Below are 14651 nucleotides of genomic sequence, written 5' to 3'. Positions count from 1 at the left end.
TGGTAGTATAGGAAATATGAACCATACACCAATTCGCGGAGGGGTTAAGCATGAAAAAAGTAGCATACATCGCCGGTGGTATATTGATCGGATTCGTTCTTTCGACATCCGCCGGCGCGTTTGCGGACAACGTTAAGTCACTCGTCGGCAAGAAGGTTAGCGGAGAGTATACCGTTATAGTTAACGGGGAAAAGCTCGCTGACAAAGGTGTTGTTATCGACGGGAAGGCCAACGTACCTGTTCGCGGAATATCTGAGGCGTTAGGGGCGGATATAAAAGTGAGCGGAAAGACTATAAACGTGACGACAAGCGAGGAGGAATCTCCGGTCGAAGCAACTGAGAATAAGTACTCCGGAAGATCAGCCGCGAGCATACAGGAGTCTTTGGCGATACTACAAGACCGCATCCTTGCTCCGAATCTTAAGGAACGCGAAGAGGTCGCGGAGGAGTTGGCTACGTTAAAGAAAGATAACGCAGATTCAGCGCTAATCAAGGAGCGAGAAACACAACTGGCGGGCTATGACGAAAGAATCGCGTCAACAAGAGCGGATATCGCGCAAGCCGAAGCCGCACTCGCCGCGCTAAAATAAACGAATAAATAACGCAGGGTCTCGCCAACATTGGCGGGGCCTTATTTGCGTTGCATAGAAACGGAGGAATCGCGCAATGAAATCACGCACACTACTCGAATGTACCGTAGACCTGGCGCAACCGGCACCGGAGCTTGCCGCAGTCATATCCGCAGTCCTTGCGTATCATACGGACGGTCAGGCGGAAATTCTCCGCGCATTAGATTACGAAATTGGAACGGCATTAGCTGCGTTAGAAACAAAAGCGGCGGCGGAAAGCGAGGCGGCCGGCGATGGAGCAAGCGATATTTAATAGCGCGGTTAAAGAGGGCCTATTTGCAGTCCTATTCGTCGTGGCGGGATTCCTTTTGTGGCGTCAGATGGCGCGGATACAAGACGACGGGCGCGCACGGGAAGACCGCATGATGGCCGCCGCTAAAGAACGCGAGGATCAGATGTATTCGGACGCGCTACGGAGAGAAGAACGACTCATGCGTTTGGCGGAAGATTTAACGGGACGATTCGAAACGCTTGCGTCTCAGTATGAAGGGCTTTCGTTAGATGTAACGGAGATCAAGTCCGTAATGAAAGGGGAGAGATAACGTGATTACGAAGGGTAACTTCCTACTAATGGATCAGCGAGAGTTCCGCGATTGGCTCAAGGCGCAGAATATTACGCGTAAAATTGAACGCCTCCAAGTTCACCACACAGCCGCGCCTAACTACATCACGCGTAGAATGGTCGCCGGCCTCGCGCAACAAGATCATTTCGATTGTCTTGAAGGCATGCGGAGGTTTCACTTATCACAAGGGTGGTCCGGAACAGGCCAGAATATCACGACGTTCGAGGACGGAAAGATTGCGATTAGTCTCGACCGGAATCTCAACTCAACGCCAGCCGGCATTAAAGGCGCGAACACTGGCGCGTTGTGTATCGAGCATGTAGGTAACTTCGATAAGGGCGCGGATACGATGACGGAGGCGCAGCGGGACACAATCGCTCACATGTACGCTTGTCTGTGCGAAAAGTTATCGATTACGCCTTCCGTTAACACCATCGTTTATCACGCGTGGTATAAAGCGGACGGAACGTGGCTCGGCGATTATACGGCCGGAAAGTCATCGAAGACGTGTCCGGGCACAGCGTTTTGGGGCGCAGGCAATTCGAAAGAGGCTGCGCAGAAATCGTTCATTCCGGACATTGTGGCCGAGCTTGCGAAATTAAAGAACGGAGATGATGACGCGATGACAATCGAAGAGAAAGCCGCGTTTAAAGCGCTACAGGAAACGGTAGCCGCGCAGGCCAAACGGATTGAAACGTTAGAGGGACGCGACAAAATGGCGAAAGTGCCGGCGTGGGCCGAAGCTGCGTGCGTGGCTGCGAAAAAGGTTGGCGCAATTGATACCGCGAACGACGGAAGCTATGACTTTTACCGCGTTATTACCGTAATGTATCGGCGCGGATTCTTCGGAGCTGTTGACGCTGTTCCCGTAAAGGAGGCGAAGTAATATGTACGAAATCGGCGTAGTGGTTGCGGTGATTATTGCGATCGGTGAGTTTGCGAAGTTATACGTGGCGGCGAAATGGATTCCGCTGTTATCGATGGCGCTCGGATTAGGCGCGGGACTCTTCTACATTCCGGTGGACTCCGTTGCGGACGGAATTATGACGGGGCTCATGACGGGACTGGCCGCGTGTAAACTGTATGATATCGGGCGAAGGCGATTAAGAAAACTTCGTGACGCGCGCAATTAGTTGGTGTATACTGGAAGTAACGTAAATAAGAGAGGTGACCGCAATGTTTCTTATCGGATTTATTATAACTCTTTTCGTAGCCGCGCCAATAGTAGCGATATGGGTAAACATAAAATACTTCCGCTCGGAAAAGATATCGTGTCCACATTGCGGTCACTCCTTCCGGTTAATGGACGGCAGCGTCAAATGTCCGAAGTGTAAAACGCGTGTTACTCGCGCAGCAAGCGGAGAACTCGTAACTTCATAACGCAAGACCTAGCGCTCATCTCTCCGGAGGTGGGCGCTCTTTTTTTTTGTATGCGGAGCATCCAGCTACGTTTACGGATCGCGCTGCAACCATTCCGGAACCGACGGGTCCACGTATTGGTCCGTACTCACACCGAGATACTTCCGCATCAACACGCCAGCCTCCGCCGCCATAAACGCCCACCGTATCCGCTTCTCCGACTCATAGCCGCGGCATTTATAGCGCGCCGTTACGCCGTCGTTATCCGCCACCTCTTCGTAGACCTTGATACCGCGTGTACGGAACTGCTTGCGGATCTCGTAGAGGTCTGCGGTGAGTTTACGCTGAGCCTCCGCGATTACGTCGACGTACGGACCCGGCGTCTTGAGCGTTTCGTTAATAAGCGCGATGTCCCGTTCGAATGCGGTCAATACGCGCGGCAGTATGATATGCGATTTGATTAGCGCGTGGTCGTGCGGGGTGATGTCGATCATTTGCGGCGGGCCTCGCTTTCTCCTTCGTAGTTAGCGTTATAGAACGTTTGTTCTTAGTATAGCGCGGGAGTGGCGGAATATACAAGCGGACAAATCGTTCGACGTCGAACGAAATGAATTGCGCAGATATACGAAATTAATAGTTGCAGCGATGCGCTCCCGTATGCTATATTAATCGAGCGGAAAGAAAAAGAACGGATGACTGAACGCTGACAAAACGTTGATACAACGAGGTTTGTACGCTGACTGACCGTTGACATTCCGAAGTAAAATACGGGGCCTTAGCTCAGCTGGGAGAGCGCATCGCTGGCAGCGATGAGGTCAGGGGTTCGATCCCCCTAGGCTCCATACTCGAAAAACTCTTGGTACACAAGGGTTTTTTACTATTTATAGGGTCTAAATAAGTTCTCTATTTTCGGTGTCTGGTGCCGAAATGGTGCCATTCGTATTTTTGGTGCCTAAATTGGTACCAAACAAGAAATCCCCAAATCGTTCCGCAGTCTCTTTCTGCATATTCGGTAAAACATGGCTATAAAGATCAATTGTTATTTTAACGCTGGCATGTCCAAGTCGCTCCTGAACGATCTTCGGATGCTCACCTTGCTTGAGTAACAGAGTGGCATGTGTATGTCTCAGATCGTGGACTGTGATCTTTGGTATCTCCAGCTTCTCCATGTATCTATAGAACGTCCTGAGTAGGTTTCTGGGTGTAACAGGAGTTCCTACAGAGGTTGCCACAATCAGGTCGTTGTCTTGGTATACTCCACCCGCTTTTAACTTCTCAGCAGCAACCACCCGCTTTCTCTTTTGAATCTCCTTGATGATTTTATCATCCACAGAAACCAATCTCGTTCCTGAGGCAGTTTTTGCACCCGTTCTGATCTTCTTGCCATCATGTGATAAGGTTTGAACAACAGATATAGTTTTGCTTTCGTAATTGACATCCTTGAATCTGAGTGCCAATGCTTCTGATTGTCTCAAGCCAGCCCCATAAGCAAGAAGGAAGGCAACATAATCGTGATGTTCTTGTATGTGCTTATCAAACTCCCGAACCTGATCAGCGTTCCAGACCATGATTTCTTGACGCTCGACTGCTGGCATATCAATGAGGCGGGTAACATTTCTTTGAAGCTTACTCTTCAGCACAGCCCAATCAAGAGCCGAGCGTAACACTTTGAATACATCTTTAACTGATCGAGAAGCGAGTTCCTTCTCAACACGCAGATGCTTGATGAAATCAAGACAGTCCTCGTCAGTCAAATCCATTGCTTGGAAATCTTCGAAATAGTCATTTATGTGCAAAGATATGTGTCGTCCATAAGTTTTGTATGTGACATCCGCTATAGAGTGTTCTTTGGTCTTGAGCCATAGATTCATCAGATCCGGAAGGAGTGTCTTTTCACGTTTTATAAACGTACCGTTGTTAACGTTGTTTTCGGCTTCAACAAGTGCAGCCTGAGCTTCTTTCTTTGTTTTAAAACCGCGCTTTTTAGTCCGCTTTCTATTTTTCCCCTTGCCAATTTCCAGCACATAAAACCACGGATTTTTCTTTACATTCTCATCCTTATAGACAGGCATTTACTCAGCCACCTTTCTTTTGACATCAATGTACTTCTTCAGTACATCATTACGGTTGTCCGCCATAAACATCTGGCATAAAAACTTAATTGCTTGATCGTCAGACTTAAAATCAAATTCATCTTTCACTTGGTTCAATAGTGCTCGCGTATCCTCGTAAACATTTGCTACTTTACGTTCCATAGATTTCACCTCTTTATTTTATGAAATCATTATAACAATATTTGAATTCAAAATAAAGATTTATAATTCCTTATTTTTGCATTATACTGGAAGCGTACAGAGAACAGGAGGGGTCACTTGTTAAATTACATTTTAGAGTTCATTGAGCGAAACCAGGACAGTGTCATCATAGTTCTTCTTGTAGCAATTATTCAGTTATACATCACAAATCGTTTTCAAAAAAAGTTAGAATCCCACAAAGGTGATGTGAACAGAGAGATTGAGGGTGTTAAACACAAGCAACAAAAGGCACTAAAAGAATTTGATTTATATTCCACTAAACGATATCAGATCTACCCTGAACTATATAAGGAAGTCGACCATGCTTATAGAGAAGTGATTGGATTGCGTGGAGTGTTCCATTCTGTAGATTTACGCCAATACGATGAATTGGAAATTGAGGAGTATTTAAGAAGTCATAATTTTATTAGCAAGGATGTTTTACGGATCAAAGCCTTGTTCACAGTGAGAAAGGATGAAGCCATTGAATTAATCCGTTCAAAAATACATGAACAGAATTATTATAAGGCAGGGGAAATTCACGCTAAAGCACTGGACTTTTTCAAGATAAATGAACTTTTCCTAACTGATGAGATCGCAACAGTTACCCATAACTTATTACAAAAGTTGTACGAATATTGGATAGATTTACATCCTGACTATAGATTCGACTCGGACATTCGTAAGCAAGCTCAAGATATAAGAGAGAACTTACCAGGTCTGCTTGATGAATTCAAAGATATACTGAAGGCAGATCTTCGCAAAGCATTTTCTGAGTAAACCAAAACTTACCGTCTCAATCCTTTGTAGCAAACCGCTATAATTGGGTTGAGGTGTTTTTTTATGTTTATTAGCCCTATGTTACTTGAAACAGCACCGGGTCCATTCTCGCATTCGGATTACATCTTTGAACCGAAGGTAGACGGTCACCGGCTTATATATTCGCAACAATCCGGCAACGTCCGGTTATATACACGCCACAACAATGATTGCACTCGGCAGTACCCTGAATTACTACTGCCCTTTGACTCTGACATTATCTTGGACGGAGAGGTTGCTTGCACCGATCCAGAGACAGGATTGAACGACTTTGAGGCAGTCATGAGCCGGTTCAGCACTCGGCAACACTCGAAGGTTCAGCAGCTCACCAAGACATTGCCGGCTACGTTCGCCATATTTGATATTCTCTTTTTTCGAGGCCAGGATCTCCGCAAACTACCTCTTATAGAGCGCAAGGCAATTCTGCTAGGGCTCCAACTACCGTCTAATAGCTTTGGAGTGGTACCGCATATTGAAGGCGCAGGAGAGGCACTATACGCCCAAATAGAGGCAATGGGTATGGAGGGTGTGGTTGGCAAGCACAAGGACAGTCAGTACGTCAGCAGGCGGTCCAGAGAGTGGCAGAAGGTCATTAACTGGTCATATGCTGATGTGTTCATTACAGGATACAAAAAGTCTGAATTCGGGTGGCTTGCTGCTGTTCCAGATCCGTCAGGCAAGATGCGTCCGGTAGGAATCATCGAGCATGGCCCAAGTCCTAAACATAAGCAGGCGTTTCGTGGAGTATGCCAGCAGCTCGTTACTGGTGAGGACAAGAACAACGTTTACCTGGAGCCAAGGATACAAGCCAGGGTCAAAATACGAAACTGGACCAAATCCGGCTTGCTACGTATCCCAGTGTTTGATCAATTTATAGTGTGATTATATATTGTAAAGACAATACAGGAGGTGCTTTGTATGTGTGGTAGATTCACAATTACTGACCCTTTAGACGCAATAATGGACAGGTACTATGCTTCCGTTTCTGAAGGATTTGAGTACAAGCCTAATTATAACGCAGCACCCATGCAGTACATCCCGACAATTATAGGCAGCAAGGAAGGAAATCGATTGGGTTCGCTCCGATGGGGCCTGGTACCCGTTTGGGCAAAGGATGACAAGATCGGGAATAAGATGATCAATGCTCGAGCCGAGACACTGGCAGAGAAGCCAGCCTTCAAACGTCTGATCAGTTCCAAACGCTGCATCATCCCCACGAACGGATTTTATGAATGGAAGAAAGAAGGAACGGCAAAGCAGCCAATGCGCATCTTGATGAAGGATGACCGTATATTCTCGCTTGCTGGTCTGTATGATACCTGGACGGATCCGGACGGAAACAAGCTGAGCACATGTACAATTATTACAACGGAGCCAAACAGTCTCATGGAAGACATTCATAATCGTATGCCGGTTATACTGCGGCCCGAGGATGAGGCTGAGTGGCTTGGAAAAGATAATGATGATGTCGAGTCATTGCTCGGAATGCTCAAGCCGTATCGAGCGTCAGAAATGCGAGCTTACGAGGTACCGAAGGAAGTCGGTAATGTGCGGAACAACAGTGAAGACCTCATAAAGAATGTTGGATAATTAAAAAGAGCAGGAGGGATTAACCTCACTGCTCTTTATCCTTTTATTCTGAACTCGAAAGTTCCTCTCAAATACCTCTTGCCCATGATATTTACAGCTATTGGACTATACCCTTCTACAATCCCTCCATAGTCAATCAGATGATCCTCATCCTCCAAGACATGCCAAACCGCTACCCGATCCTGACTTAACGCTGCAACAAAAAAATCTATGTCCTCTCTCAACACCCTATATGTATGGTTCATACTGTTCACCTCAAACGGTAATTCTATAAATCACCGTTCCAATCCTGCCATATTCTTAGAAAATCGCATTAACAAACATTTAAGAAAGTTTTACGATTTATTTAATAAACCTATAAACCGTTAGGTTATTTATAGTTTATAGTTATAGCATGGAACAAAAAGAGAACAGCACCCGACACTAACCAATACCTGTTTGACGGTCCAGAGCCGCAAGGGTAGCAAAAGCGGGAATGCTGTTCTTTTTTGTTGCATGTAAATTTTAGTGTGGTATAGTCTTCCTGAAATTCATAAGGAGGGTTGTACATGTTATGTAAAAACTGTGGCGAACATATGGGTCGTCTTGCGGGACCAAATAAAATGGGTAGTGAGTTTCGTACAGCATACGAATGCAAGAAGTGTGGTGTATGGGTCAATGTTATTGAAGATTTAAAAGGCAAAGTTATTGATAAAGTTTGGAGTAAGTAGCGAAGTCGCCAAAGGCGGCTTTTTTTATTGCGCTCCCTTAACTCAACGGTAGAGTCCGGAGAGATCCGGCATGTGGTGGTTCGATTCCACCAGGGAGCCTTACAACGTGACGAGTCAGACAAATAATAACAAAGGAGTGGTATCAGTGTCGAAGTATGATGGTAGTCATTTGCTTGCAAATCAGCAGATTTATGCGCGAGACGAAAACGGGAAAATGAGGGCGGTGGGTGCAGACTTCCCGCTACCGATGAAGCAAGTTGAAGGCGGTTCTTCTGGTGGCCCTAGAACGGTGACTATTTTAGGTGCTGGATCGGCGGCAGGTAGTGCAACGTATCCACCGACAGCCGAGAGTGCAGTAGCCAAAGACACGGATATCACTATCTATTTTGGTGGTGGAGCAAGCACAACTGGAACGTTTACATCATGCTTAATCGACATCAACGATCGGAAAACGGCCTTGCCTGGCATTCGCGAAAACGGGGCAAGTATCTCGCAGGTGAATACAGCCAATGTGGGTGACGTTGTTTCATACACTATCCCGGCTCTTTGCAGACTACGTATTGAGTACACAGCGCCAACAGGTGGCGGTACGCTTTCCATCAAGGGGGTTGTGTAGGCGATGGCTGATAAAGGCTATAAGATGGGCGCGGCGGCGATGGGCGAAGCCCAGAAAGCCAACAGAGGTATTGCTCCTTATGGATTTTCCGACACCAGGGGCAGGGAACAGTACATTCCTAAGTTCGTAAAGCTTGAGGGTGACCCAATCTATACGGCGGCAAAGGCTCAAACAGGGAGTATATATTGGTTCAGACCTATTGAGGTCGGTCATTTGATCCCGAACGCTAAAGGCCGTTTTTATGCAACGTACTCCACGAACCATAATGCCCGTGGTGGCATCGGATTAGCTTATGCCAACGATCCTAAAGGGCCGTGGATCAGACATGGTGAGGTGTACGTCGATACAGTCGAAGGTAATTCAACGGAAACGCCTTTTGTCATGTGGAATGAGACGGAAAAACTGTTCTTCATGTACTACCAACAAAGTGGACTTGGTATAAATCAATCAACGGCACTTGCGACATCTACGGACATGATCACATGGACAAGAGTCGGACTTTTGCTTGATAAGCCCCCAAACTTCCCAGGAGACGGACACACAGGGTATTTCGCAGTGTTCCGCACAGCAGAAAAATGGTACGGGTTTTCTGTAATGGGCGGCGGTGACTTTGGTCGTAAGGCCATGTGGGTATCCCACAACGGTAGACAATGGTTGTGTGATCCGAGAATGATGCTCGGCGGAAATGATGCAACCCTCAATAGTACCGAAAACTTCTCTCGGTCCAATGCTGGATTATTTGTGTACCGAGGACAAACGTGGTGGTTGGGTATGCTTTCCGCATACGCTTCTGGCGGGGTAACAACCGTAGCCCGTCCCGCCATTGCCCTAATATCGGATGACTGGCGAACGCTCAAGGATAAGCCGAAACTTATTATGGACATTCCGACACTGCCTTGGGAAACAACCAACATGCAGTCTATGACAGTCGCGGTTTTCGATGGGACAATCTATGTGTATTACAATACGGACAACAATGTGGGCCTTGCCTACTCAGTGGAGGTGTAGGTCATGCATATTACTGGACCTGATGGCAAATTAATCCCATACGGTAAGGTGTACAAGTCTTTGGTGGCTGATTTCACAGACGGTACAATCCCAGCGTGGCTAGAAACGGCTACCAAGCTTGCGGCGGACGCTACGGAGGTTGTGGGAGCTGGTACGACATTCGAACCATTGCCAGGCAGAGGTGAAATGACTGTCACAGCTCCACGGACCAACAACTCATACGCAGATATTCGCACCAAGGTAAAGTTCGATCCGACCAAGTTTACAGCGATTAAATTCACGCTTGAGTCGTTGCAGTTCGCCGGGAACACATGGCAGACAGCGCAAATAGGCATAAAGACATCCGACAGCACCGCAGGCATCACAATGTTGCAGTCCAACACATCGGGAGCTGGTGCGGTGATCAGGATTTATCGTTCAGCAGGAGCAGGTGGAAATGTGGACAGACCTATCAAAATGGCACTGCACACGGTTGGTCTTGCAGGCGACGAAGGACAGAACAGAAAGAACATTTCCTTGGTGTTGCTCACAGGAAAACAGTACAACGCGGCACAGGAAAGACAATTTGTACTGGTAATGAATGACGATCAAGTGGGAGCATATGAAGAGATAACCGGATTACTTACACCAGGAGAATACATTTGCACAGCTCGTCTGAGTCCTTTGGGACTTCCAGCAGAACAACCAGAACGATACATCAAGACATCTAAAGTTAAGGTGGAATTGTGGAGTAACTAAACCAGGGTAAATCTATACCTGAAAAGCTGTTAGAGGTGGCGGCGAAGTAGGGCGTACCCTTAAATATCGGAGGTGTAGGAATGGAGGTTATCAGAGCAGACATCACGGTCGGGGAAGCATTTGAAAATCTCAGGCAATCAATGAGGGAGTTAGAGAAAGCCTTGTTGGTCGCTTTACAACCACTTGTGGACTATTACGACGTGGAGTTGGAACGCCTTCGCAGGATGGCGGCGGGTATTTTAGAAATGAAAGAGGAATACATGGAGTATATCAGCACTCCAGAAGTACCGTCGTTCGCGCTGGAAACTCCGTATTTCAAAGCCAAATTCAACATGCCGAAACGGACGTATTTCCCTAAAGTCCGGGCTACCGCTCGCAGCACTTGCTAACAAATTACATGAAGAGGTGAAGAGCATGAAAGAGTACAGACAACATGTGCTGACAGGTGTAATCTTTGCAACCGTCGTCTGCTGGTTCATCTCCGGAATATTGTTTTCGATCGAACGCCTGGAAAGGATCGAATACTACAATGAAAGCACGGAACTGCTGCAACAAACAAAAGAACTGAACAAGCGCAATGAGGAATTGTCTCAGCGTTCCATTGAGGTTCAGAAAAAGTCCCTTGAGGTCGACAAGGAAGCACTTGAGTTTTATAGGGCCATGAGTAAATGAAGATAATTGAATCCGTCGAAAAATGATGGACTTGTTATACACTTTATTCATGTTTTATGCAGATTCATGAATATTTGTGGTGGACAATCATACACCACTAAATAACACCATGAAAATATACTTAGTGGTGGACAATTGTACCCCTCTAGTGGTGGACGATTATACCCCCAAGAAAGAAAAAAGAAATAAAAGAATAAAAGATATAAAGATATATATAAGAGAATCACCAACTGCATATCCAATCCATGCATAAACACTCGTATAAAAAGCGGGTGTTTTTTATTAAACAAAAAGGACTGTGATTTAAATGCCATTTGAACCATACAAAGTGCCACTGAAGATACTCATAAATAATGTTATGGCTCATGGTGGAGAGTTCGAAGTATATCGGCCTACTGAAGTGCCTATATCTGGAGAGGTAACTATACCACTGCCTTATTCATACACACATAGTGTAACGCTAAGCGATATGACCATTAACACAGCTATTATGGATAGGCTCATGGATATCAAGCGTGGCAATCTATACCCTGATATAGACCAGGCAGATGCGCAGGCTGCAATCATGTACCTCATCGAGACACGTACACCGATTAAGTATTGGGCACTCAAGCTGCTGTTCACCATAGCCAGATGTGATATAGGTCGATATAAGTGGTCACCTGTAGAAGTTAGGCCAGGCGAGACTATGGAACATGCATACAGGCGTGTACAGCTAGGTAGCACATCCGTTACAGATAGTGTCGAGGTTATCATTGTTTCACCTGATCAGTTGATAACCAACGCATCCAACACATTGTTCTGAGAGGTGAGGATGTAAGGATAGATCAATGATTCAATACGTACTCATCAATAACACCAGCGTCCCTCTATGCTTCTTCTGTAACGAACCTGTTGAGCTTGACCCCATGCCCTATGCCAAGCCAACAGCGAGGATGCTTTGTAGAAAACACGACAAGATTATTGGTTCAGTTGATAGCATTTTGCCTGAGAAATTCAGGAAACGTCCGAGGTTTTGAGAACTTTGGGTCCCTCTGGAGCTGGGAAATGAGTGCGGGTGCTTGCGAGCCCAAAATACCGCCAGTTTTTAAATTTCAAAATCACTTTCACTTGAAAGGCGTTCACAGGCCGATAATTAGGTCATGAGCGCCTTTTTTATATCTAATCAATATAAATTTACCTTCATCTAATGCGCGGCCTGAAAACCGCCTTAAAATCGGTCTGACGAGGTGTGTGAATATGGCGCTCAAAACAGAAAGTAAGATGACGAAGAAAAGGAAACAGCCCTCGAAAGAAATTGAAAAAAAAATATCCTCTGAAGCCATCGTTGGAACCTCCGATATTGCTGCTTGTATTGGTAAAACAACACAGTGGGTTGCGCAGCTTACGAGGGATGGAGTTTTGAGCCAGATATCGAGAGGTAAATACCTGCTCGGCCCAACGATCAAGGCTTACATCAATCACGTTACAGGCGTGGCGGAGGAAGGGAAGATAAGTTACAACGACGAGAAAGCCCAGCATGAGCAGATCAAGAAAGAGATTGCCATGTTGGAACTGGAGGAAAAGCGGAAGAACCTTCACAGCACCAAAGATGTGCAGGAGGCGTGGGGCGACCTGCTGGTTAATTTCCGCGGAATGCTCATGGTTTTGCCTCCGTCCATTGCTGCTAAGTTAACGTACATGACAGACGAAAAAGAGATTAGGACAATGCTGGAACAACGAATAACCTCAGCTTTGGTCGCTCTATCCAAGTACGATCCGTTGAACGGCTCTGGTGGTGATGCAGAGTGAATGCAGGTAAACGGCAAACGCTCGGATTATTGAAGGAAACGATGTACCTTGTGGCTCCGCCTGAACCTTTACACCTAACGGATTGGGCGGATGAGCACAGGGTTTTGTCTGCTGAGGACTCGGCGGAAAAAGGTCCATGGCGTACTGATCGTGTCCCTTACATGGTTGGGCCGATGAATGCTGTATCTGACCCCACCGTTGAGAAAGTTGTCTTAATGATGGGAGCGCAGCTTGGTAAAACAGCCTTTCAACTCAATGTCATTGGATATTACACTGGTCACGATCCTTCGCCTATCATGATGGTTCAACCGGACCTAGGGGTCGCCAAGGATTTCTCTAATGACCGACTCATGCCGATGTATCGGGACTCGCCACAACTCAACAGGCTGTTTACAACCGCCAAGACGCGAGACAGCAGGAACACTATTTATTACAAAAGCTTCAAAGGCGGACGGATAAATATAGCTGGGTCAAATGCTCCGGCTTCTTTGGCATCCAAACCGATCAGAATCCTACTAGCGGATGAGGTTGACCGTTTCGCAGCATCGGCAGGAAACGAGGGTTCGCCTATCGATCTTGCTTTTAAGCGGACGACAACCTTTTACAACAGGAAAATGATTTTCGTTTCCACTCCAACAACCAAAGATCACTCGGAGATTGAGAAGCAGTATGAAGACAGCACCAAAGAGCGCCTGCACTTCATGTGTCCGAGCTGCGACCACCTTCAAACGCTGAGTTGGCAACGGATGAAATACACCTACGATGAAGAAACGAGCCAGTGTACAGAAGTGACACACGCTTGCGAGGAATGCGGGGCAATGCACCATGAACACGAGTGGAAGCGAGATTATGCGGATCGTACTCAGTGGATAGCCGAGAAAAAACACGCCACAACTCGTGGATTTCACCTTTCCGCACTCGCTGCAACCATCAATTACACATGGAAAATGGCAGTAGCGGAGTGGGTAGCGGCAAATAAGAAGGGGAAACAAGCCGTAAAAGTCTTCATAAATACGGTTTTGGCAGAGCTTTGGGAGGAAGAAGGGCAGAAGCTTGAACACGAAATCCTTCTTAATCGCCGCGAAATGTACCGCGCAAGGGTGCCGGAAGGGGTTAAATTCCTGACAATCGGGGTCGATACGCAGGATACACGCTTTGAAATTGATGTAGTTGGGTGGGGTTCAGGCTTCACAAGCTGGAGAATACAGCGCCACATCATCCCTGGCGACCTCAATCAACCGCAAGTCTGGCAGGAGCTACGGGAATTTCTCTCCAGGACGTGGCACGATGCAGAGGGCAGGCCATTCAGATCTGTTCGAACGCTGATAGACTCCGGGGGGCACCACACTTTGAGGGTGTACAAGTTTTGCAGGCCGCTGCAAGCATTGAACGTTTACGCCTTGAAGGGCGAGGAAGCCGGAGACGGAACACAGACCCCGCTACTGAACGGGTTCAGCACGAACAACGTCCCGAAAGCGACAGTTATTCGTGTTGGGGTATCCGAAGGTAAGGCGGCAGTTTTTGCGTCCCTCAGCCTCGATCCTGGAGAGCTTGGTTCGTGTCGTTTCCCTCTGCCTCACCCCGACAATCCCGATCCGTTCGTTTATGACGAGGAATATTTCAAGCAAATGACAGCGGAGCAGCTTGTTACGAGGTACAAGGGCGGAAAACCATATACTGCATGGGTGCAAACAAGGGCACGAAACGAGGCACTTGACCTTGCGGTTTATAACCGAGCAGCAATCGAGATGGCAAACCCTAACTTTAACCTTCCTTTGCCTGATCCGAGTAAACCAGGAGCAGGACGGAAGCAGCCGAAAAAGAAAAAAGGCGGCATGGTTTCTAGTGGAGTGTAGACCAAA

At 46.9% G+C, this 14651-nt stretch carries 22 protein-coding genes and 2 tRNA genes; 20 read left to right on the top strand and 4 right to left on the bottom strand.

Annotated elements, in window-relative coordinates:
• Positions 1–50: 50 nt before the first annotated feature.
• The 6 genes from FE296_RS16160 (at position 51) to FE296_RS34065 (ending at position 2572) form a co-directional block, all read left to right on the top strand.
• Complete coding sequence (locus FE296_RS16160) at positions 51–590, top strand: stalk domain-containing protein (protein ID WP_150365642.1); 540 nt, start codon at positions 51–53, stop codon at positions 588–590.
• Positions 591–666: 76 nt separating this feature from the next.
• Entirely contained in the window at positions 667–882 is a 216-nt protein-coding gene (locus tag FE296_RS16155) for a hypothetical protein (RefSeq protein ID WP_150365641.1), read from the top strand.
• Between the two features lie 67 nt (positions 883–949).
• Positions 950–1171, top strand: coding sequence for a hypothetical protein (locus tag FE296_RS16150; RefSeq protein WP_263364217.1), 222 nt, complete (start codon positions 950–952; stop codon positions 1169–1171).
• 28 nt (positions 1172–1199) lie between these two features.
• Positions 1200–2078, top strand: coding sequence for a peptidoglycan recognition protein family protein (locus tag FE296_RS16145; RefSeq protein ID WP_150365763.1), 879 nt, complete (start codon positions 1200–1202; stop codon positions 2076–2078).
• A gap of 1 nt (position 2079) precedes the next feature.
• Positions 2080–2325 carry a hypothetical protein gene (locus tag FE296_RS16140; protein WP_150365639.1) on the top strand — a complete coding sequence of 82 codons (246 nt, stop codon included), beginning with the start codon at positions 2080–2082 and terminating at the stop codon, positions 2323–2325.
• A 43-nt stretch (positions 2326–2368) separates the two neighbouring features.
• On the top strand, positions 2369–2572 hold the full coding sequence (locus FE296_RS34065; protein ID WP_150365638.1) for a DUF2614 family zinc ribbon-containing protein: 204 nt from the start codon (positions 2369–2371) through the stop codon (positions 2570–2572).
• Positions 2573–2643: 71 nt separating this feature from the next.
• On the opposite strand, the gene FE296_RS16130 is transcribed toward FE296_RS34065, so the two are convergent.
• A complete protein-coding gene (locus tag FE296_RS16130; protein ID WP_150365637.1) occupies positions 2644–3045 on the bottom strand; it encodes a YhjD family protein in 402 nt (133 codons plus the stop codon).
• 275 nt (positions 3046–3320) lie between these two features.
• Between FE296_RS16130 and FE296_RS16125 the strand changes: the two genes are divergently transcribed.
• A tRNA-Ala gene (locus FE296_RS16125) sits at positions 3321–3393 on the top strand.
• Between the two features lie 48 nt (positions 3394–3441).
• On the opposite strand, the gene FE296_RS16120 is transcribed toward FE296_RS16125, so the two are convergent.
• Both FE296_RS16120 and FE296_RS16115 read right to left on the bottom strand, forming a co-directional pair.
• A complete protein-coding gene (locus tag FE296_RS16120; protein WP_150365636.1) occupies positions 3442–4623 on the bottom strand; it encodes a site-specific integrase in 1182 nt (393 codons plus the stop codon).
• Complete coding sequence (locus FE296_RS16115; protein ID WP_150365635.1) at positions 4624–4806, bottom strand: hypothetical protein; 183 nt, start codon at positions 4804–4806, stop codon at positions 4624–4626.
• A gap of 117 nt (positions 4807–4923) precedes the next feature.
• Here FE296_RS16115 and FE296_RS16110 point away from each other — a divergent pair, with 117 nt between their 5' ends.
• The 3 genes from FE296_RS16110 to FE296_RS16100 all read left to right on the top strand — a co-directional run bounded on the left by FE296_RS16110 (position 4924) and on the right by FE296_RS16100 (position 7254).
• On the top strand, positions 4924–5625 hold the full coding sequence (locus tag FE296_RS16110) for a hypothetical protein (RefSeq protein ID WP_150365634.1): 702 nt from the start codon (positions 4924–4926) through the stop codon (positions 5623–5625).
• A 63-nt stretch (positions 5626–5688) separates the two neighbouring features.
• Positions 5689–6546 carry an ATP-dependent DNA ligase gene (locus tag FE296_RS16105; RefSeq protein WP_150365633.1) on the top strand — a complete coding sequence of 286 codons (858 nt, stop codon included), beginning with the start codon at positions 5689–5691 and terminating at the stop codon, positions 6544–6546.
• Positions 6547–6582: 36 nt separating this feature from the next.
• Positions 6583–7254 carry an SOS response-associated peptidase gene (locus FE296_RS16100; RefSeq protein WP_150365632.1) on the top strand — a complete coding sequence of 224 codons (672 nt, stop codon included), beginning with the start codon at positions 6583–6585 and terminating at the stop codon, positions 7252–7254.
• Between the two features lie 35 nt (positions 7255–7289).
• On the opposite strand, the gene FE296_RS16095 is transcribed toward FE296_RS16100, so the two are convergent.
• Complete coding sequence (locus FE296_RS16095) at positions 7290–7499, bottom strand: hypothetical protein (protein ID WP_150365631.1); 210 nt, start codon at positions 7497–7499, stop codon at positions 7290–7292.
• Between the two features lie 303 nt (positions 7500–7802).
• Here FE296_RS16095 and FE296_RS32795 point away from each other — a divergent pair, with 303 nt between their 5' ends.
• The 10 genes from FE296_RS32795 (at position 7803) to FE296_RS16050 (ending at position 14645) form a co-directional block, all read left to right on the top strand.
• The gene (locus tag FE296_RS32795) at positions 7803–7964 is read left to right on the top strand and encodes a hypothetical protein (protein WP_190945281.1); all 162 of its coding nucleotides are present in this window, start codon (positions 7803–7805) and stop codon (positions 7962–7964) included.
• A gap of 31 nt (positions 7965–7995) precedes the next feature.
• Positions 7996–8063: transfer RNA gene (locus FE296_RS16090), tRNA-OTHER, on the top strand.
• Between the two features lie 46 nt (positions 8064–8109).
• Positions 8110–8580 carry a hypothetical protein gene (locus FE296_RS16085; protein ID WP_150365630.1) on the top strand — a complete coding sequence of 157 codons (471 nt, stop codon included), beginning with the start codon at positions 8110–8112 and terminating at the stop codon, positions 8578–8580.
• Positions 8581–8583: 3 nt separating this feature from the next.
• Complete coding sequence (locus FE296_RS16080; RefSeq protein ID WP_150365629.1) at positions 8584–9588, top strand: glycoside hydrolase family protein; 1005 nt, start codon at positions 8584–8586, stop codon at positions 9586–9588.
• Positions 9589–9591: 3 nt separating this feature from the next.
• The gene (locus FE296_RS16075) at positions 9592–10326 is read left to right on the top strand and encodes a hypothetical protein (RefSeq protein WP_150365628.1); all 735 of its coding nucleotides are present in this window, start codon (positions 9592–9594) and stop codon (positions 10324–10326) included.
• A gap of 80 nt (positions 10327–10406) precedes the next feature.
• On the top strand, positions 10407–10715 hold the full coding sequence (locus FE296_RS16070) for a hypothetical protein (RefSeq protein ID WP_150365627.1): 309 nt from the start codon (positions 10407–10409) through the stop codon (positions 10713–10715).
• Positions 10716–10740: 25 nt separating this feature from the next.
• On the top strand, positions 10741–10998 hold the full coding sequence (locus tag FE296_RS16065) for a hypothetical protein (protein ID WP_150365626.1): 258 nt from the start codon (positions 10741–10743) through the stop codon (positions 10996–10998).
• Between the two features lie 307 nt (positions 10999–11305).
• The gene (locus FE296_RS16060; protein WP_150365625.1) at positions 11306–11803 is read left to right on the top strand and encodes a hypothetical protein; all 498 of its coding nucleotides are present in this window, start codon (positions 11306–11308) and stop codon (positions 11801–11803) included.
• Between the two features lie 458 nt (positions 11804–12261).
• Positions 12262–12789 carry a hypothetical protein gene (locus tag FE296_RS16055; protein ID WP_190945280.1) on the top strand — a complete coding sequence of 176 codons (528 nt, stop codon included), beginning with the start codon at positions 12262–12264 and terminating at the stop codon, positions 12787–12789.
• Positions 12786–14645: a phage terminase large subunit family protein gene (locus FE296_RS16050; protein ID WP_150365623.1), complete on the top strand. Its 1860-nt coding sequence runs from the start codon at positions 12786–12788 to the stop codon at positions 14643–14645. The genes FE296_RS16055 and FE296_RS16050 overlap by 4 nt, the downstream gene beginning before the upstream one ends.
• The last annotated feature ends 6 nt before the right edge of the window (positions 14646–14651 follow it).

It is taken from the genome of Paenibacillus sp. UASWS1643 (genome assembly GCF_008693195.1).
Classification (GTDB): domain Bacteria; phylum Bacillota; class Bacilli; order Paenibacillales; family Paenibacillaceae; genus Paenibacillus; species Paenibacillus amylolyticus_B.
The sequence above is the reverse complement of the archived record's forward strand: the minus strand, read 5'-3'. Positions and strand labels throughout refer to the sequence as shown.

What these genes read in the sequence shown, in the direction of transcription:
- FE296_RS16080 (WP_150365629.1), top strand. Translation starts at nt 8,584, where the DNA reads ATGGCTGATAAAGGCTATAAGATGGGCGCGGCGGCGATGGGCGAAGCC.
- FE296_RS16115 (WP_150365635.1), bottom strand. Translation starts at nt 4,806, where the DNA reads ATGGAACGTAAAGTAGCAAATGTTTACGAGGATACGCGAGCACTATTG.
- FE296_RS16150 (WP_263364217.1), top strand. Translation starts at nt 950, where the DNA reads ATGGCGCGGATACAAGACGACGGGCGCGCACGGGAAGACCGCATGATG.
- FE296_RS16120 (WP_150365636.1), bottom strand. Translation starts at nt 4,623, where the DNA reads ATGCCTGTCTATAAGGATGAGAATGTAAAGAAAAATCCGTGGTTTTAT.
- FE296_RS16070 (WP_150365627.1), top strand. Translation starts at nt 10,407, where the DNA reads ATGGAGGTTATCAGAGCAGACATCACGGTCGGGGAAGCATTTGAAAAT.
- FE296_RS16075 (WP_150365628.1), top strand. Translation starts at nt 9,592, where the DNA reads ATGCATATTACTGGACCTGATGGCAAATTAATCCCATACGGTAAGGTG.
- FE296_RS16145 (WP_150365763.1), top strand. Translation starts at nt 1,200, where the DNA reads ATGGATCAGCGAGAGTTCCGCGATTGGCTCAAGGCGCAGAATATTACG.
- FE296_RS16155 (WP_150365641.1), top strand. Translation starts at nt 667, where the DNA reads ATGAAATCACGCACACTACTCGAATGTACCGTAGACCTGGCGCAACCG.
- FE296_RS16130 (WP_150365637.1), bottom strand. Translation starts at nt 3,045, where the DNA reads ATGATCGACATCACCCCGCACGACCACGCGCTAATCAAATCGCATATC.
- FE296_RS34065 (WP_150365638.1), top strand. Translation starts at nt 2,369, where the DNA reads ATGTTTCTTATCGGATTTATTATAACTCTTTTCGTAGCCGCGCCAATA.
- FE296_RS16160 (WP_150365642.1), top strand. Translation starts at nt 51, where the DNA reads ATGAAAAAAGTAGCATACATCGCCGGTGGTATATTGATCGGATTCGTT.
- FE296_RS16055 (WP_190945280.1), top strand. Translation starts at nt 12,262, where the DNA reads ATGACGAAGAAAAGGAAACAGCCCTCGAAAGAAATTGAAAAAAAAATA.
- FE296_RS16105 (WP_150365633.1), top strand. Translation starts at nt 5,689, where the DNA reads ATGTTTATTAGCCCTATGTTACTTGAAACAGCACCGGGTCCATTCTCG.
- FE296_RS16100 (WP_150365632.1), top strand. Translation starts at nt 6,583, where the DNA reads ATGTGTGGTAGATTCACAATTACTGACCCTTTAGACGCAATAATGGAC.
- FE296_RS16065 (WP_150365626.1), top strand. Translation starts at nt 10,741, where the DNA reads ATGAAAGAGTACAGACAACATGTGCTGACAGGTGTAATCTTTGCAACC.
- FE296_RS16060 (WP_150365625.1), top strand. Translation starts at nt 11,306, where the DNA reads ATGCCATTTGAACCATACAAAGTGCCACTGAAGATACTCATAAATAAT.
- FE296_RS16140 (WP_150365639.1), top strand. Translation starts at nt 2,080, where the DNA reads ATGTACGAAATCGGCGTAGTGGTTGCGGTGATTATTGCGATCGGTGAG.
- FE296_RS16095 (WP_150365631.1), bottom strand. Translation starts at nt 7,499, where the DNA reads ATGAACCATACATATAGGGTGTTGAGAGAGGACATAGATTTTTTTGTT.
- FE296_RS32795 (WP_190945281.1), top strand. Translation starts at nt 7,803, where the DNA reads ATGTTATGTAAAAACTGTGGCGAACATATGGGTCGTCTTGCGGGACCA.